Source organism: Rhizobium sp. P1_C7, from assembly GCF_056406295.1.
Genome location: NZ_JBFUAL010000007.1, coordinates 283932 through 299520, shown reverse-complemented (window position 1 = coordinate 299520; position 15589 = coordinate 283932). Strand labels below are relative to the sequence as shown.

The 15589-nt window shown below is 58.2% G+C and carries 19 protein-coding genes, 1 tRNA gene and 1 pseudogene; 8 read left to right on the top strand and 13 right to left on the bottom strand.

The genetic code is table 11. The features are described 5' to 3' along the window. Positions 1-6 precede the first annotated feature (6 nt). From AC1D2R_RS13960 to AC1D2R_RS13945, 4 genes are all read left to right on the top strand, one after another. Positions 7-1566, top strand: coding sequence for an undecaprenyl-phosphate glucose phosphotransferase (locus AC1D2R_RS13960; RefSeq protein WP_477967861.1), 1560 nt, complete (start codon positions 7-9; stop codon positions 1564-1566). Further along, positions 1563-2807: an O-antigen ligase family protein gene (locus AC1D2R_RS13955; RefSeq protein WP_477967860.1), complete on the top strand. Its 1245-nt coding sequence runs from the start codon at positions 1563-1565 to the stop codon at positions 2805-2807. The genes AC1D2R_RS13960 and AC1D2R_RS13955 overlap by 4 nt, the downstream gene beginning before the upstream one ends. 40 nt (positions 2808-2847) lie before the next feature. Next, positions 2848-3141, top strand: coding sequence for a helix-turn-helix domain-containing protein (locus tag AC1D2R_RS13950; protein WP_477967859.1), 294 nt, complete (start codon positions 2848-2850; stop codon positions 3139-3141). 62 nt (positions 3142-3203) lie between these two features. Continuing rightward, positions 3204-3353, top strand: coding sequence for a hypothetical protein (locus AC1D2R_RS13945; protein WP_477967858.1), 150 nt, complete (start codon positions 3204-3206; stop codon positions 3351-3353). Between the two features lie 3 nt (positions 3354-3356). Here the strand turns inward: AC1D2R_RS13945 and AC1D2R_RS13940 are convergent, their stop codons facing one another. Both AC1D2R_RS13940 and AC1D2R_RS13935 read right to left on the bottom strand, forming a co-directional pair. After that, complete coding sequence (locus tag AC1D2R_RS13940) at positions 3357-3569, bottom strand: hypothetical protein (protein ID WP_477967857.1); 213 nt, start codon at positions 3567-3569, stop codon at positions 3357-3359. Positions 3570-3798: 229 nt separating this feature from the next. Then, positions 3799-4514 (bottom strand): annotated as a pseudogene (locus AC1D2R_RS13935) (ribonucleotide-diphosphate reductase subunit beta); the annotation flags it as partial. A 51-nt stretch (positions 4515-4565) separates the two neighbouring features. Between AC1D2R_RS13935 and AC1D2R_RS13930 the strand changes: the two are divergent. Further along, complete coding sequence (locus tag AC1D2R_RS13930) at positions 4566-4784, top strand: hypothetical protein (RefSeq protein ID WP_477967856.1); 219 nt, start codon at positions 4566-4568, stop codon at positions 4782-4784. A 97-nt stretch (positions 4785-4881) separates the two neighbouring features. On the opposite strand, the gene AC1D2R_RS13925 is transcribed toward AC1D2R_RS13930, so the two are convergent. Continuing rightward, a tRNA-Pro gene (locus tag AC1D2R_RS13925) sits at positions 4882-4958 on the bottom strand. A gap of 282 nt (positions 4959-5240) precedes the next feature. On the opposite strand from AC1D2R_RS13925, the gene AC1D2R_RS13920 reads away from it, so the two are divergent. Then, the gene (locus AC1D2R_RS13920; protein WP_477967855.1) at positions 5241-5432 is read left to right on the top strand and encodes a hypothetical protein; all 192 of its coding nucleotides are present in this window, start codon (positions 5241-5243) and stop codon (positions 5430-5432) included. A gap of 3 nt (positions 5433-5435) precedes the next feature. Here the strand turns inward: AC1D2R_RS13920 and AC1D2R_RS13915 are convergent, their stop codons facing one another. From AC1D2R_RS13915 to AC1D2R_RS13885, 7 genes are all read right to left on the bottom strand, one after another. Then, the gene (locus AC1D2R_RS13915; protein ID WP_477967854.1) at positions 5436-6101 is read right to left on the bottom strand and encodes an HAD family hydrolase; all 666 of its coding nucleotides are present in this window, start codon (positions 6099-6101) and stop codon (positions 5436-5438) included. A 117-nt stretch (positions 6102-6218) separates the two neighbouring features. Then, positions 6219-6755 carry a MerR family transcriptional regulator gene (locus AC1D2R_RS13910; RefSeq protein WP_477967853.1) on the bottom strand — a complete coding sequence of 179 codons (537 nt, stop codon included), beginning with the start codon at positions 6753-6755 and terminating at the stop codon, positions 6219-6221. A gap of 213 nt (positions 6756-6968) precedes the next feature. After that, positions 6969-7307, bottom strand: a complete 339-nt coding sequence (locus AC1D2R_RS13905; RefSeq protein ID WP_477967852.1) for an integration host factor subunit alpha — start codon at positions 7305-7307, stop codon at positions 6969-6971. Positions 7308-7414: 107 nt separating this feature from the next. Further along, the gene (locus AC1D2R_RS13900) at positions 7415-8386 is read right to left on the bottom strand and encodes a beta-ketoacyl-ACP synthase III (protein WP_477967851.1); all 972 of its coding nucleotides are present in this window, start codon (positions 8384-8386) and stop codon (positions 7415-7417) included. A gap of 19 nt (positions 8387-8405) precedes the next feature. Beyond that, complete coding sequence (plsX, locus tag AC1D2R_RS13895) at positions 8406-9452, bottom strand: phosphate acyltransferase PlsX (protein WP_477967850.1); 1047 nt, start codon at positions 9450-9452, stop codon at positions 8406-8408. 103 nt (positions 9453-9555) lie between these two features. Further along, positions 9556-10110, bottom strand: coding sequence for a YceD family protein (locus AC1D2R_RS13890; protein WP_477967849.1), 555 nt, complete (start codon positions 10108-10110; stop codon positions 9556-9558). 10 nt (positions 10111-10120) lie between these two features. Continuing rightward, positions 10121-10711: a ubiquinol-cytochrome C chaperone family protein gene (locus AC1D2R_RS13885; protein WP_477967848.1), complete on the bottom strand. Its 591-nt coding sequence runs from the start codon at positions 10709-10711 to the stop codon at positions 10121-10123. A 188-nt stretch (positions 10712-10899) separates the two neighbouring features. On the opposite strand from AC1D2R_RS13885, the gene AC1D2R_RS13880 reads away from it, so the two are divergent. Continuing rightward, on the top strand, positions 10900-11430 hold the full coding sequence (locus tag AC1D2R_RS13880; protein WP_477967847.1) for an outer membrane protein assembly factor BamE: 531 nt from the start codon (positions 10900-10902) through the stop codon (positions 11428-11430). 72 nt (positions 11431-11502) lie between these two features. Here the strand turns inward: AC1D2R_RS13880 and AC1D2R_RS13875 are convergent, their stop codons facing one another. The 3 genes from AC1D2R_RS13875 to ribH all read right to left on the bottom strand — a co-directional run bounded on the left by AC1D2R_RS13875 (position 11503) and on the right by ribH (position 14793). Next, positions 11503-13638, bottom strand: coding sequence for a sodium-translocating pyrophosphatase (locus tag AC1D2R_RS13875; RefSeq protein WP_477967846.1), 2136 nt, complete (start codon positions 13636-13638; stop codon positions 11503-11505). A gap of 213 nt (positions 13639-13851) precedes the next feature. Next, positions 13852-14334 (bottom strand): transcription antitermination factor NusB, encoded by a 483-nt coding sequence (gene nusB, locus AC1D2R_RS13870; RefSeq protein WP_477967845.1) that lies wholly within the window; start codon positions 14332-14334, stop codon positions 13852-13854. 3 nt (positions 14335-14337) lie between these two features. Further along, positions 14338-14793, bottom strand: coding sequence for a 6,7-dimethyl-8-ribityllumazine synthase (gene ribH / locus AC1D2R_RS13865; RefSeq protein ID WP_477967844.1), 456 nt, complete (start codon positions 14791-14793; stop codon positions 14338-14340). A gap of 289 nt (positions 14794-15082) precedes the next feature. Between ribH and AC1D2R_RS13860 the strand changes: the two genes are divergently transcribed. Then, entirely contained in the window at positions 15083-15583 is a 501-nt protein-coding gene (locus AC1D2R_RS13860; RefSeq protein ID WP_477967843.1) for a cupin domain-containing protein, read from the top strand. Positions 15584-15589 lie beyond the last annotated feature (6 nt).

Genomic DNA, 15589 nt, shown 5'->3' with positions numbered 1-15589 from the left:
AGCCTCATGGACAAGGCAGAGAAAAGCGGTCAATTCGATCTGGAAACGTTGCGGAAGCAGGTTTCCGACATCAATCAAGGCGACGGCGACACCCGTAAACAGGCTCCATCGGAACCCCTCAACGCTTATGCCCGCCAGATTGCCGAGCAATTCAGCGACAGCACGCGCTCGCCCGCGATCATCATCGGTCAGTTCCGCTTGTTCGAGTTTCTCTCGCAGTTTGCGATCGGACTTGCCGCCTTCTTCATCTGGCCTGGCGACGGCGGCGAGACATTTTCGGGGCGTGCATTGGTTGCGGCCGTTGCGGCTGCACTGCTGGTCGTCGCCCTGCAAACTGCCGATAGCTATTCCATTCCGGCGCTGCGGGCACGCATGCACCTGCTGCCGCGTGCGTTTGCCGCATGGGCGCTCGTCTTTCTGCTGACGACGTCAACGATCGCACTTGTCAGCCATGTCGACTGGCTGCTGATGCAGGCCTATGTCGCCTGGTTTGCATTCGGCGCCATTATCCTCCTGAGCTCGCGCTTCCTTGTCGCCTACGGCATGCGCAACTGGGCTCGCAACGGCATCATGGAGCGCCGGGCTGTCCTGGTCGGCGGTGGCCAGGCAGCCAAGGACCTGATCCGTCTCCTTGAGCAGCAGCCCGATAACGACATCCGCATCTGCGGCATCTTCGACGATCGCGGTGAAAAACGTTCACCGGCGATGGTCGCCGGCTATCCGAAGCTCGGCACCGTGGCTGAGCTCGTGGAATTCACCCGCATAACGCGGATCGACATGCTCATCATCGCTCTGCCGCTCAGCGCCGAAGCTCGCATTCTCCAGCTCTTGAAGAAGCTTTGGGTGCTGCCTGTCGATATCCGCCTGGCGGCACACGCGAACCGTCTGCGTTTTCGTCCGCGCGCCTATTCACATGTCGGTTCCGTGCCGATGCTCGATATCTTCAACAAGCCAATTCGCGACTGGGATTCGGTCGCCAAGCGGTGCTTCGATATTTTCTTCGCCCTGATGGCGCTCGCGCTTCTCTGGCCGGTCATGCTGGCGGCTGCCGTTGCAATCAAGGCGACCTCTAAGGGGTCGGTCTTCTTCATGCAGAAGCGTCACGGCTTCAACAACGAGATCATCAACATCTTCAAATTCCGGTCGATGTACAGCCATCTGGGCGATCCGACCGGCCGAGCAGCGGTTACAAAGGGTGACCCACGCGTTACGCCTGTCGGTCGCTTCATCCGCAAATCGTCGATCGATGAATTGCCGCAGCTGTTCAACGTCCTCAAGGGCGACCTGTCGCTCGTCGGGCCGCGACCACACGCCGTACTCGCGCAAGCCCGCGACCGCGCCTTTGGAGATGTCGTCGAGGGCTACTTTGCCCGTCACCGCGTCAAACCCGGCGTTACCGGCTGGGCGCAGATCAACGGATGGCGTGGTGAGGTCGACAATGACGACAAGATCAAGTTCCGCACGGCCTATGACCTCTACTATATCGAGAATTGGTCGCTTTGGTTTGACCTGAAAATCCTTTTCCTGACGCCATTCCGCTTGTTCAACACGGAAAACGCCTATTGAGCGCGATCGAGGCGACATATTCGCGCGTCGCCCATCCGAAGCGAGCGACGCTGCGCCTCATCGGCTCTGCTGCCGTGGCTTTCGGCGTATTCCTGTCCGGCTTCGTCATCGATGAGCCGGCGCCCTACGAGCTGTGGATGGCCGCCCTGGTCGGAATCTGGTTCATCCTGGGATTGAGGATTTCATGTTACACCGCCCCTCTTCTGGCACTGCTGCTGACGTTCAACGTTGGTGGCATGTTGTCTCTGACGCAGATGAAGGATCTGGCCGACGGTCCGATGTATGTCGCCGTATCGACCTTCCTAGCACTGACCTCGATCTTCTACGCGGCGATTATCGAAGACAGTCATCGCCGCCTGCCGCTGATCTTCAATGCCTGGGCATTCGCCGCCGTCGTCACGTCGATGCTTGGCATCCTCGGATACTTCCATGCTTTTGCGGGATCGGAGGTTTTCACCCTCTATGACCGTGCCAAGGGCGCATTCCAGGATCCGAACGTCTTCGGCCCATTCCTGGTGCCCCCTTCCCTGTACCTCGTGCACGGCATCCTGACGGGCAAGCTGAAAGCGGCCCCGATCAAGGCAGCCGCCCTGCTGATCCTCGCGCTCGGCGTATTTCTCTCCTTCTCCCGCGCCGCCTGGGGGTTGTTCCTGCTCGCGATCGTGCTGCTTGTTTTTGTCATGCTGCTCAAGGAGCGAAGCGGCGCATTTCGCCTGCGCATTCTCATTCTGTCCTTGGCCGCGACCATCATGATGGTGGCATCGCTGCTGATTGCCCTGCAGTTTCCGAAAGTAAGCGACCTTTTCTCGACGCGCGCGCAGCTGGTGCAACAGTATGACGGAGAACATCTGGGTCGCTTCGACCGCCATCGTATCGGCTTTACGATGATGATGGAGCGGCCACTCGGCATCGGACCTCTCGTTTTCGGCTCGATCTTCACCGAGGACGAACATAACGTCTGGCTGAAGACGTTGACGACCTACGGCTGGCTCGGCTTCGTGAGCTATATCAGCATGCTTTGCTGGACGCTCTATCTCGGCTTCAAGAACCTTCTCAAAGATCGACCCTGGCAGCCTTACATCATGTTGGCATCGATCGCCATTCTCGGCCATGCGACCATCGGCAACGTTATCGATATCGACCACTGGCGCCACGTCTACCTGCTTTTCGGCGTCGTCTGGGGCTGCGCTGCTCTTGAGCAACGTCATATTCGCGGCCAGCGGCTCGGCGACCACGGCTAAGCCACTTGCGAACCGCCTCCGCCGCGCTAGACTCCTTTCAATGATCACAGCAGCACAAATGCGCGGCGCGCGCGCCATGACCGGGATGAGCATCGAGCAACTGGCGGCCGCCTCGGGACTGCCAGCTGAAGCCATCGAAACACTGGAGCACGACGACGCGAGTGGCGAGCCATTCGCGCTTTTGGCTATACGGCAGGCGCTGGAGGCGGCAGGCATCATCTTCATTGGCAGCGGCAATCACGACGAGGGCGGGCCTGGCGTCAGGCTGAGGGCGCGCATAAGCGCCGATGAAGGCATACGACCCGAGAACCTTAACTCCGCCAACGACGACTGATCGGGAACCAATCCAGCCTTTTTGCGTTTATCCCCGTACTATCAAAATGTTGGGGGTATTTCATGAACCGCATAAACGGCCTGTATTTCGTACTCGGCGCTCTTATTGTCGTCATCGGCGGGCTCGGCGCGTATATCTTCCATGAGGAACGCAAACCGGACGGCATCGAGATGAGCATCGGGCAAAATGGGGTTTCGATCGAGCAAAAATGAGGCCTAGAGATAGGCCCTGGCAAGGGCGGCAAGCTTCGTTTGATCCTTGACGCCCTGCCGATACAATTGAATGAGGAGCGCGGCTATTTGCTCGGCCTGCGGCGCGTTTCGCGCGAAACCTCGTTTCTCACATACGTCAACTAGCACATCGGACAAAAGATCCAGGTCCTCTGAAAAGAGCGGTAGATCGCGAGGGAAAATCGGGGATCTAAGCATCGTGCCTTATGTCCCACCGAGGGCTCAAACACCGGATCGTCATCGGCCGCCCATCACATAGCCGACGATGCGATCACTATGCGCGTGAAAATGTGCCTTATCAATATGCGTTACGTTCAGAAACACTAATGTGAACGTTGGCGACGCGGCGCGGCGTATAGCCCGGAGCACGGCGAATGCGTGCGCAGGGTATGTCGCCAACTCTCACCCGCATTCGCGGATCAGGTGTTCAGAAATCCCAATCCTCATCTTCGGTCGCAACCGCCTTGCCAACTACGTAGGATGAGCCGGAACCCGAAAAGAAGTCATGGTTTTCGTCCGCGTTCGGCGACAGGGCTGAGAGAATCGCAGGATTGACCTGGCAGGCCTCCGCCGGAAACAGCGCCTCGTAACCCAGGTTCATCAAGGCCTTGTTGGCGTTGTAGTGGAGGAATTTCTTGATGTCTTCCGTCAGCGCGACGCCGTCGTAGAGCTCTTCAGTGTATTTCGCCTCGTTATCGTAGAGTTCCAGCAGCAGCTCGAAGGCGAAATCCTTGATTTCCCGTGCCTTATCCTTGCCCAGACGCTCCAAGCCACGCTGAAATTTGTATCCGATGTAATAGCCATGAACCGCCTCGTCGCGGATAATCAGGCGGATCATGTCAGCGGTGTTGGTCAGCCTTGCGCGGCTCGACCAGAACATTGGTTCTCGAGGAAGACGCTCGCGATCTTCTTCTTCAGAGGATCGCGAGAGTCGTACTGGTCCATGATCAGCGAGGATTTACGCTGCAGGAAGTCATTCTCCTGTGACCAGCGATAGGCATCGTCGACATCAGATGTCGAGCATAGCGTCGAGAAGATCGAGGAATAGGACCGCGCATGCACTGCTTCCATGAAGGAAATGTTGGAGAGAACGGCTTCGTCGTGCTGCCTGGCGGCATCCTCCATCAGCCTCACCGACCCGATGTCCGGAGGGCACTCCCTCCTGAAGCGCTGCCCAGTCTAAGGGGAGAGTTGGTGTCGAACCCGCTGGCTCGAAACCATGAAGAACTTTCCAAAGCCTCCGTCTTTGACAATGCTGGTGAAATACAGATCGCTTTCGCCGCATGGGAAGATTTCGGCCGTGACCGGAACCGTGTCGGCAGCCCGGACCGCGCCGCTCTGAAATGCGGCGTGAACACACAAAAGAGAAGTGGACACAAACGAAGCCTGCTTTTGCAAAGACGGGCGCACTAACTGCCGAAATAGAAAAGCCGACTGATGAGAACATCAATCGGCTTTTCTTTTCGAGAACGAATTCACTCAAGCTAAAAGCCTGAAATAATTCGAAAAATGGTCGGAATGGCCGGATTTGAACCGACGACCCCTTGACCCCCAGTCAAGTGCGCTACCAGACTGCGCTACATTCCGTCACGCCTAAACGGCTTGATCCTGTTAGTCTTTCGGGATTTTTGGCGCAAGCGGAAAATCATCGGTTGGGAATAAAAAAAGAGCGATAGGCGTGGAAAAGCCCACAGCCGCGCAGGAAGTCCCACCAAATCCTCCCCAAGAATTCCAGCAGGGATCCGCCGTCTTGGCAAGCAAAATGACTGGTTCGACTTCGCACTCCAGCGCGCATCGCCCGCCAAAGACCTTGCTCAGGCGAAGCCATCTGGCTAAGGGGAGAGTTCGTTTTCAGGGAGTTGAACAGGCATGCAGATCGAAATCCCCTGCCCGAAGTGCAGGAACACCAGAATGACGTTCGAGCGACCGGAGCCGCTGGACAGCGATGCCATCACCTGCTTCACCTGTGGGCATGAACTTGGAACGCTTGGCTCCGTTAAAGCCAAGATGCTGGCGGCCTTCGAGCGCATGAAGAAGCATGCGCCGCAGCGCAAGCACTAGCGGCTACCGCTCCAGACCGACTCGACCCTCTTCCAAGGTAAGGGCACGGCAGGCCAGATAATCAGGCATCGAGAAATGCGGCGTTAAGAACGGCGTCGCATGCGTCGTGGTTATGACCGCGACATCCGCCCCGGCGGCCTCGCCCGCGAGGATTCCGGCAACGGCATCTTCGAAAACCAGGCATTTCGTCGGATCGACACCAAGACGTCTGGCGCCCAGAAGATAGCATTCCGGGCTCGGCTTGCCGGCGGCGACCTCTTCTCCGCTCACCATGACCGCGGGCATCGGAATGCCCGCCGCCGCCATACGGCGCCTTGCGAGTTCGATGGGCGCGGAGGTTACGATCGCCCACCGTTCGTGCGGAAGGCTGTTCAGGAAGGAAACCGCGCCGGGAATCTCCACGATACCGCTTACATCCTCCATTTCCTCGTCCAGCAACTGCTTTGCCTCGTGGACCGGATCGACGCCAGGCAGAGCCAGCTGGTGGATCACGTCGACGGCGCGGATGCCGTGAATGGTCTTCAGGAAAACCTCCGGCTCCAGGCCATGCCGTGTCGCCCAGCCGCTCCAGACCCTCTCGACCACAGCGATGGAGTTCAGCAATGTCCCATCCATGTCGAACAGAAAGGCCTCATAGGATTTGCCGGCAACAGTTCGGGAAGCGGACACGAAGGTCTCCATTTATACATTGCTTTCAAAGCCGGTTCTACCAACGCCAAACATCTCGGATGCAAGGCGGCGGCCGCTCGGTCTAAGACCATGACAACGCTCGTCTGTATGTCTCGATCAGCGAACCTGATCGAGAAGGCGCTTGCATTCGAGAAGGTCATAGAGCGCCTCCTGTAGAAGGGCCCTATCCTCCTTGCCGATGCTCGACTTGCCGATCGACACCTCGGGCGACTCTTCGTCGCCGCCGACGAAATTGAAGAAGCGGCGGGTGATCGGCGGCTTGGCGCGGCCAACGACCTGATCCTCATCGGTCATGCCGACCCGTGGCTCGGCGGCATCACCGTCCTGCTGGCCCGTCAGGGCCTGCACGCTTGCGAGGTCTCCGTGGCCGATTGCGATGACGAATTTGTTGCCGTTGGTCTTCAGGAGCTTCTGCACGCCCTTTATGGTGTAGCCATGGTCGTAGAGCAGATGCCGGATCCCCTTCAGAAGATCGACGTCCTCCGGCCGATAATATCGGCGTCCACCGCCGCGCTTCATCGGTTTTATCTGCGGGAACCGCGTCTCCCAAAAGCGCAAAACATGCTGCGGAAGATCTAGGTCGTCCGCCACCTCGCTAATGGTGCGGAAAGCATCCGGGCTCTTGTCCAACATCTTACTCCCTACACGATCATCAGGCGCGCTGCGCCTGCCGTCGATGGCAAGGCATGGGCTCCAACCACCGAGCGATGGCTGAGCCGCGACTCAACATATTTCAACGGTTTGCGGCCGCGAATTCAAGTCACGTCTTGAATTCGCGCACAAATCACTGGGAAAATTGATGAGAGATTGCGACGGAGCAAGCGCTGGCCTGCCCGACACGCGGGATCAAGCGGCAGGATTTGCAGGCTTCAACTTAGTCTTTCGGGACATATGGGCCTTCAAAATCCGCGTCTTAAGGACGTTGGACGCCTTGAATGTCATAACGCGCCGAGGCGAAATCGGCACTTCCTCCCCCGTCTTCGGGTTGCGACCGATGCGCTCGTTCTTGTCCCGGACCTGGAATGTCGCGAAGGAGGAAAGCTTGACGATCTCGCCACGGACGATGGCGTTACAGATTTCGTCGATTACAGTCTCCACGAGTTCTGCCGATTCCGTTCTGGACAGACCGACCTTGCGAAAAACCGATTCCGCCAGGTCTGCTCGCGTGACTGTTTTTCCGGTCATGGTTTCCCCGCCCATCCGTTTAGTTTTATGAAAACGAACGAAGAGTATTTGTCTTGCGCCTTACGGTCAAGCTCTTGTTCGTTGTCAGTTTTTTCGATTTTAGACGGCTACCAGCGCAGAAGCACGGCGCCCCAAGTGAAGCCACCGCCCATCGCCTCCAGCATGACGAGATCGCCCCGCTTGATGCGACCGTCACCCGCCGCCGTTGCAAGCGCAAGCGGAATAGACGCGGCTGACGTGTTGCCGTGCAGATCGACAGTGACAACGACCTTTTCGGGGGCAATGTGCAGCTTCTTCGCCGAGCCGTCGATGATGCGGCGGTTCGCCTGATGTGGCACGAGCCAATCCAGATCGTCAGCGGTCGTGCCTGTGGAATCGAAAGCCGCCTGAATGACGTCGGTGATCATGCCCACCGCATACTTGAAGACTTCGCGGCCCTCCATGCGCAACTTGCCGACCGTGCCCGTCGTCGAGGGCCCGCCATCGACATAGAGCTTCTCTTTGTGCGAGCCATCTGAACGAAGGTGCGCGGTCAGCACGCCGCGATCAGTCGTAACGCCCTCGCCTTGCGACGCCTCAAGCACGATCGCGCCGGCGCCGTCGCCGAAGAGCACGCAGGTTGTGCGGTCGTTCCAATCGAGAATGCGTGAAAAAGTCTCCGCACCGATGACCAGAACGCGCGTGGCCAACCCGCCACGGATGTAGGCATCGGCCGTCGTGACAGCATAAACAAACCCACTGCAGACCGCCTGCACGTCAAAGGCGAAGCCATGGCTCATGCCAAGACGGTTCTGGATATTCACCGCGGTTGCCGGGAAGGTGTTGTCCGGGGTCGACGTGGCGCAGACGATCATATCGATGTCGGCGGCGGTCAGGCCGGCATTCTCGAGCGCTGCGCGCGCTGCTGCCTCGCCGAGCGAGGAGGTCGTCTCATCGTCACCTGCAACGTAGCGCTGGCGAATGCCTGTGCGCTGGACAATCCACTCATCGGAGGTGTCCACAACGTCTTCCATATCGCGATTGGTCATAACGCGCTTCGGAAGCGCGGCTCCGAACCCGCGAACCACTGAACGGATCATTTTCACTAAACCCTGTCGCTCATGCCGCTTCCGGCCCGATCGTGGGCAGCCGCTTGGCATGATATTTTTGCAAATCGTTTTCTATTTTCTGATTGAGGCCGTTCTTGGCCATGTCGTATCCGACTTCGATAGCGGCCGCGATGCCTTCGGCGTTGGCACCACCGTGGCTCTTGATAACAACGCCGTTCAGGCCGAGGAACACGCCACCGTTAACCCTGCTCGGGTCCATCTTCTCACGCAACATGTCAAAGGCGCTCTTGGCCAGGATATAGCCGATCTTGGCAAGCAGCGTGCGCGACATGGCCGCACGGAGGTACTCGCCGATCTGGCGCGCCGTGCCTTCCGCTGTCTTGAGTGCGATGTTTCCGGAGAAGCCCTCGGTCACGACGACATCGACGGTCCCCTTGCCAAGGTCGTTGCCCTCCACAAAGCCGAAATACTCCAGCGAGTCGAGGTTGGCTTCACGAAGCAGGCGACCGGCCTCCTTGACCTCTTCCTGACCCTTGATTTCTTCGACACCGACGTTGAGGAGACCGATTGTCGGGCGCTCAACGTCGAAAAGCGCGCGCGCCATGGCACCGCCCATGAGCGCGAAATCCATCAGCTGCTGGGAATCCGCGCCGATTGTCGCGCCGACGTCGAGCACGATGCTCTCGCCTTTCAGCGTCGGCCAGATTGCTGCGATCGCAGGGCGCTCGATGTTGGCCATCGTGCGCAAACAGAACTTGGCCATCGCCATCAAGGCGCCGGTATTGCCAGCCGAAACGGCAACATCCGCTTCCTTGGTCTTAACGGCCTCGATCGAACGCCACATGGTGGAGACGTAGCGGCCACGACGGAGCGCCTGGCTGGGCCTCTCGTCCATGCGAACGGCCAGTTCGCAGTCATGGAAAACGGACTTCTCTTTAAGCTTCGGAAACCTGTTGAGAATCGGCTCGCACTGTTCCTTCAATCCGTACATCACGAAAAACATATTCGGATGCCGTTCCAGCGCCTTGGCAGCACCGGGGATGACAACCTGGGGACCAAAGTCGCCACCCATGAGGTCGAGAGAGATTCTGATCACGCGTCCCTGATCCTTGTTTTTCACCCTCAAGGGGTGAAATTTCGGCCAAAATACCGGTTTTCCCGTCGCTTACAACTGAATTGTGTCAAACAACCAACGGCATTCAGTCCTTTTTCCAGTCCTTCAATACTGCGAAGGCGGATGGCTTCTTGTCGTTTTCGCCGGTGTCTTCAATATGACTTCCAAACTCTATGCCGTCCTTGCGGGGATAGGGGTCAATCGCCAGGGCAGCGAATTCCGTGACGACTTCGCCGGCATCGATCGTGTCGCCGGAAAAACTCTCCGGCAGATCCGGACCATCGGGATCGAGCACCATTTCGCCGGCATCATTGGCGGGTCGACGGGCGAGCTTGGAATTTTCCGGCACGAAAATCTGCTCGAACGTTTCGTCGATCGCAGACGGGACAGGCTCTAGGGTGACCACGCAAGCCTGAACCAGCTTGGCCTGCACCCTGCCCTTCACACGGATGCCGTCGCGCTTCCATCGGGCGATCTGCAGTTCGGCCCGGAAGTCGTCCACGGACAGGACATTCCAGGTTTCCGCGAGCGCTCGAAGCTCCCTCTTGTCGGCTTCGAGATGCACCTCAACCGGATTGGCGGAGATGTGGCCCACCTTGACCAGATAGGAGAAAGGTACGCCATCTGTTGAATTCTTCATTGTGATCTCCTCACGCAACTTTCGGAAGCACCGCCGTCCCTGTCGCAACGACGTCTTCCGATTGAGCCGAAAGATAGGCTTCCGCGGCAAACATCCAGTCCGCCAGCCCTGCCATCTCGATGGGATCGACCGCTTTGGGGTGAACATTCCGGCTCAGAGCCTGCGCCAGGGCTGAGGGATCGGATGTATCCATCGCTTTTGAATAAGCCTCCAGCCGGCCATAGAACATGCCGGCGAGCTTCTTCATCCGCTTGGGAACGCTGTTGTCGCCTACGCCAAGTTCGCGGATCGAGTAATCAATATCCTCGAAGAACGCATCGACGATCTCCTGTGCGATCTCTTGCCCGCTCGTCTCGGAGGCGCGAGTACGGCGGAAGAACAGGATCATCACGACCGACAGCATCTCGAACCGTCCCATGACAGTATCCGGCACGTTCAGTCGCTCATAGAAATCAGGCATGCGCGCGGCAGACGTCAACGCCTGATATTGCCGGTCGACGATTGCTTGATTGTTGTTTTTCTTGCCAAAGAGCCCGAAGATCATTGTTTTTTCCGGAAAGGCCTTATTCTTCGCGCCAAGCTGCGTCGGGCCTTGTTGCATGATTTCGAAAGCTGGTTTACCGAAGCAGGCGCGAATTGCAATGCCGAAGGTGGCCGCTTTCGGGACAGCCCGCTGATCTGAGCGTGTTGAGGAGGGTGGCTACGATCCGACCCCGGAAAGGCCACAAAGGTTTTGCATCAGCGATATTTGCATGGCCAATGGCTGCTATCGATACCTTAAGGGAGTAGATGTCGTTGAAGAAACGGTATTTCAAGTCTGACAAGAAATTCCTCAGCAATGCCGCCATTGCCATCATCATTGCCTCCGCCGGATTGACCGGCTGCCAAACAGGTACAGTTCTGAATGGCGGCTACGTCGCCGACGAGCAGTCCCTGAACCTCGTTCCCGAAGGATCGAGCCGCGAGCAGGTTCTGCTTTCGCTGGGCACTCCGTCCACCACGGCAACCTTCGACGGTGAAGTCTTCTATTACATATCGCAGCGGCGCGAGCGCTCCGCAGCCTTCCTGAAACTGAAGGTGGTCGATCAAAGCGTTCTTGCGATCTATTTCGACAAGGACGGCATCGTGACGCGCCGCGCCAACTACACGCTCAAGGATGGCAAGGTCTTCGACACGATCAACCGCGTGACGCCGACAGGCGGGAAGGACTTCACCTTCCTCCAGCAGCTGCTTTCCGGCGGCGGCGCCGCGAACATGGCAAAGGGCCTTTTCGGAGGCAGTTCGCAGGCTTCGCCGCAGAACCCTGCCAGCCTGCGATAAGAAGAGCTTCCATATCCACAGAAAAACCCGCCAGATCACTCTGGCGGGTTTTTCGTTGTCTGTTTGAGATGATCAGGCCAGAACTGCGAGCAGCAGCAGCGCGACGATGTTGGTGATCTTGATAGCCGGGTTGACGGCGGGGCCGGCCGTATCCTTATATGGATCGCCGACGGTATCGCCCGTCACCGAAGCCTTGTGCGCTTCGGAACCTTTCATGTGACGAACGCCATCCTTGTCGACGAATCCATCTTCGAAGGACTTCTTGGCATTGTCCCATGCGCCGCCACCCGATGTCATGGAAATCGCGACGAACAGACCGTTGATGATGACTCCGAGAAGCGATGCACCCAGAGCTGCAAAGGCGGAAGCCTTCGAGCCTGATATGAGCAGAACGCCGAAGTAGACAACGATTGGCGCCAGGACCGGCAGAAGCGACGGGATGATCATCTCGCGAATCGCCGCTTTCGTCAGCAGGTCTACGGCCCTGCCGTAGTCCGGCTTTTCCGTACCCTGCATTATGCCTGGCTTTTCCTTGAACTGGCGACGAACCTCCTCAACGATCGCACCGGCTGCACGGCCGACGGCGGTCATAGCGATGCCCCCGAACAGGTACGGAATCAGACCGCCGAACAGCAGACCGGCAACGACATAAGGATTGGAAAGATCGAATGAGATCGGACCAACATCCGCGAAGTACGGATACTTGTCGCCATTCGCTGCGAAATACTTGAGGTCGTAAGAATAGGCGGCAAAGAGCACGAGGGCGCCGAGGCCAGCGGAGCCGATCGCATACCCCTTGGTGACAGCCTTTGTGGTATTGCCGACAGCATCGAGCGCGTCCGTCGACTTGCGCACCTCCGGCGGAAGATGCGCCATCTCGGCAATGCCCCCCGCATTGTCCGTCACTGGACCGAAAGCATCGAGCGCGACGATCATGCCGGCGATCCCAAGCATTGCGGTCACCGCAATACCGGTACCGAACAGACCGCCAAGCTGGTAGGTGGAAAGAATGCCACCGACGATGACAATGGCAGGCAATGCTGTCGATTCCAGCGAAACCGCGAGGCCCTGGATGACGTTCGTGCCGTGGCCGGTGACCGACGCCTGGGCAATCGAATTAACGGGCCGCTTGTTCGTGCCGGTATAGTATTCGGTGATGACCACGATCAGTGCAGTGACAATGAGACCCACTAGTCCGCACATGAAGAGGTTCGAACCGGTGATATCCGCACCGCCGACGGAGCCTATCGAGCCCCAGCCGATCGTCAGCGACGTCGCCGCGCCCAAACCGACAATCGACAGAAGGCCGGTCACGATGAGGCCCTTGTAGAGCGCACCCATGATCGACCCGTTGCTGCCGAGCTTGACGAAGAAGGTGCCGATGATCGAGGTGATGATGCAGGCGCCGCAGATGGCCAGCGGGTAGAGCATCGCCGATTGCAGGACCGGTGTCCCTGCAAAGAAGATTGATGCGAGAACCATCGTCGCGACCACGGAGACCGCATAGGTTTCGAAAAGGTCGGCAGCCATGCCGGCGCAATCGCCGACATTGTCGCCAACGTTGTCGGCGATGGTCGCAGGATTGCGCGGGTCGTCTTCGGGAATGCCCGCTTCGACCTTGCCGACGAGGTCGCCGCCGACGTCCGCACCCTTGGTGAAGATGCCGCCGCCGAGACGGGCGAAGATCGATATCAGGGACGCACCAAAGCCAAGCGCAACCAATGAATCGATGACCTCACGGGACCCGGCTTCATGGCCGAGGACGACGGTCAACACATAATAGTAGATGGACACGCCCAGAAGAGCCAAACCGGCCACCAGCATGCCGGTGATCGCGCCGGACTTAAACGCAATTTCGAGCCCGGCGGAAAGGCTTTGCGATGAAGCCTGAGCTGTGCGGACATTGGCACGGACGGAGACATGCATGCCGATAAAGCCGGCAGCGCCGGACAGAACCGCGCCAATTAGAAAGCCGATTGCAGCGGTGCCGGAGAGTAGCAGCCAGGCTGCAACGAAAACAACGATACCAACGATGGCAATAGTCTTGTACTGACGCGTCAGATAGGCCTGCGCGCCTTCGCGGATATAGCCCGCAATTTCCTGCATGCGGCTATTTCCCTGATCGGCGGCCAGCACCGACCGGGTTGCCCAGATGGCGTAGACCACCGAGAGCAGACCGCATGCAATTACGCATAAAAGAATGGTCATTTCGCTCTTTCCTCCAAAAGAGCCGGAGCTCACTCCCTCTCCGGCTTCGAACACGTCGACTCGATTTCCTCCCTCAGAAATGCGCAACGTCGGGCGGAGATTGCGTGGAGGAAAACAGGACGTCAAGCCCGCAAAGGCTGAAAACCCTTACGGAGCAACGGGAAAGGAGGAACGGCTCAAATGAGGAGCGGTCAGCCGACCGCGCGCAACATGCTACTTCTTGGCTTCGCCGCGAACCTGCTTCGCAATGCGGTCAAGAACCGCGTTCACGAGCTTTGGCTCGTCGTCGCTGAAGAAGGCCTGTGCGATCTCGACGTATTCCGTGACTATGACCGCGACCGGGACGTCCTTGCGCTCAATAAGCTCGAAGACGCCGGCGCGCAGGATGGCACGAACAGTACTGTCAAGACGCGACAACGCCCAATCGTCCTGCAGCGCCGAGGCAATCAGAGGATCGAGGCGCGTTTGTTCCCGCACGACGCCCGACACGATCGACCGGAACCACGAGGCATCGGCTTTCAGGTAGGTCTCGCCGTCGATTTCCTGTCCGAGGCGGTGCGCTTCATACTCGGCGACGATCTCAAGTACGCCCGTCCCGCCGATATCCATCTGATAGAGCGCCTGAACTGCAGCAAGGCGCGCCGCGCCACGCTGGTTCGCTGTCTTGACCGGACGCTCCGTGTTTTCGTTGTTCATTCGCTATGCACCCAGTTTCTTCTTCAGCTCGATCATCGTGAGAGCTGCGCGGGCGGCAAATCCACCCTTATCCTTGTCCAAGCGGCGTACGCGCGCCCAAGCCTGTTCGTCGTTTTCGACAGTCAAAATGCCGTTACCGATGGCAAGAGATTCGCTGACTGCGAGATCCATCAATGCGCGCGAGGATTCATTCGACACGATGTCGAAATGATAGGTCTCCCCGCGGATCACCATGCCAAGAGCGACATAGCCATCGTAGGTCGTGCCGTCATTATCCGCTCCGTCGAGCGCCATGGCAATTGCCGCCGGAATTTCAAGGGCGCCAGGAACGGTCACGACATCGTAAGTCGCTCCAGCTTCCTTCAAGGCAAAGGTCGCACCTTCGAGAAGGGCATCAGCCATGTCGTCGTAGAAGCGAGCTTCGACGATCAGAATATGGGGAGCGGTTTCTCGCGCCATGCTTCACCTTCATTTCTTAGAGGACTGCCACGCGGCAGGCCGCGGTCAAAACATGCCTTTGGTCGAATGGCAAGCAAATTCGGCTCATGGCTGAAGTGCAAACTCGGAAAATCACACCGGATAATGCCCCCGCGCGACTGAAGTGCTGACCATATGCTTGTTTGGTCAAACTGGAAATGCCGCCGCCTCACGACCGCGCGTCCTCCAAAACGACTATGTCAGAGTTTGGGCTGCCGGGTTGTCTTTTTCGTCCGGATAGGGCCTCCTGCGGTTTCAGCAGGAGGTAGCGATGTCTGGCAAAGAGTCCCCAGTTCTCAATATTGCCGATCTGAAGCTCGATCATTCGGTGCAGGGAAAGCTGTACGAAAGCAGCGACGTGTCGTTCGGCTCGCTGATCGGCCTCACAGGGCTTGGCATCAGTTACAACGAGGTTCCACCAGGCAAGTCCAGCTGTCCATTTCACAATCACCATGTCGAGGACGAATTGTTCTTCATCATCGACGGAAACGGCGAGTACCGCTTCGGCCAGGAACGGTACGCAATAAGGAAGGGCGACACGCTCGGGGCACCGGCTGGTGGCCCGGAGACTGCTCACCAGATCATCAATACGGGATCAACGACCCTCATCTATCTCGGCATTTCGACAAAAGCAAAAACCGAGATCGTCGAGTACCCGGATTCCAGAAAGTTTCTTGCCAAGACCAGCCGGGACGATGCCAGCCGCTTCCGTTTCATGGGACGCGAAGCTGGAAATCTCGACTATTGGGACGGCGAACCTGGCGCAGAGTAGAGCTTC

Coding starts and splice junctions, on each gene's coding strand:
- nusB (WP_477967845.1), bottom strand. CDS start 14,334: ATGAACAACGAAAACACGGAGCGTCCGGTCAAGACAGCGAACCAGCGT.
- ribH (WP_477967844.1), bottom strand. CDS start 14,793: ATGGCGCGAGAAACCGCTCCCCATATTCTGATCGTCGAAGCTCGCTTC.
- AC1D2R_RS13940 (WP_477967857.1), bottom strand. CDS start 3,569: ATGCTTAGATCCCCGATTTTCCCTCGCGATCTACCGCTCTTTTCAGAG.
- AC1D2R_RS13920 (WP_477967855.1), top strand. CDS start 5,241: ATGCAGATCGAAATCCCCTGCCCGAAGTGCAGGAACACCAGAATGACG.
- AC1D2R_RS13960 (WP_477967861.1), top strand. CDS start 7: ATGGACAAGGCAGAGAAAAGCGGTCAATTCGATCTGGAAACGTTGCGG.
- AC1D2R_RS13945 (WP_477967858.1), top strand. CDS start 3,204: ATGAACCGCATAAACGGCCTGTATTTCGTACTCGGCGCTCTTATTGTC.
- AC1D2R_RS13950 (WP_477967859.1), top strand. CDS start 2,848: ATGATCACAGCAGCACAAATGCGCGGCGCGCGCGCCATGACCGGGATG.
- AC1D2R_RS13860 (WP_477967843.1), top strand. CDS start 15,083: ATGTCTGGCAAAGAGTCCCCAGTTCTCAATATTGCCGATCTGAAGCTC.
- AC1D2R_RS13910 (WP_477967853.1), bottom strand. CDS start 6,755: ATGTTGGACAAGAGCCCGGATGCTTTCCGCACCATTAGCGAGGTGGCG.
- AC1D2R_RS13905 (WP_477967852.1), bottom strand. CDS start 7,307: ATGACCGGAAAAACAGTCACGCGAGCAGACCTGGCGGAATCGGTTTTT.
- AC1D2R_RS13900 (WP_477967851.1), bottom strand. CDS start 8,386: ATGATCCGTTCAGTGGTTCGCGGGTTCGGAGCCGCGCTTCCGAAGCGC.
- AC1D2R_RS13885 (WP_477967848.1), bottom strand. CDS start 10,711: ATGCAACAAGGCCCGACGCAGCTTGGCGCGAAGAATAAGGCCTTTCCG.
- AC1D2R_RS13880 (WP_477967847.1), top strand. CDS start 10,900: ATGTCGTTGAAGAAACGGTATTTCAAGTCTGACAAGAAATTCCTCAGC.
- AC1D2R_RS13875 (WP_477967846.1), bottom strand. CDS start 13,638: ATGACCATTCTTTTATGCGTAATTGCATGCGGTCTGCTCTCGGTGGTC.
- AC1D2R_RS13890 (WP_477967849.1), bottom strand. CDS start 10,110: ATGAAGAATTCAACAGATGGCGTACCTTTCTCCTATCTGGTCAAGGTG.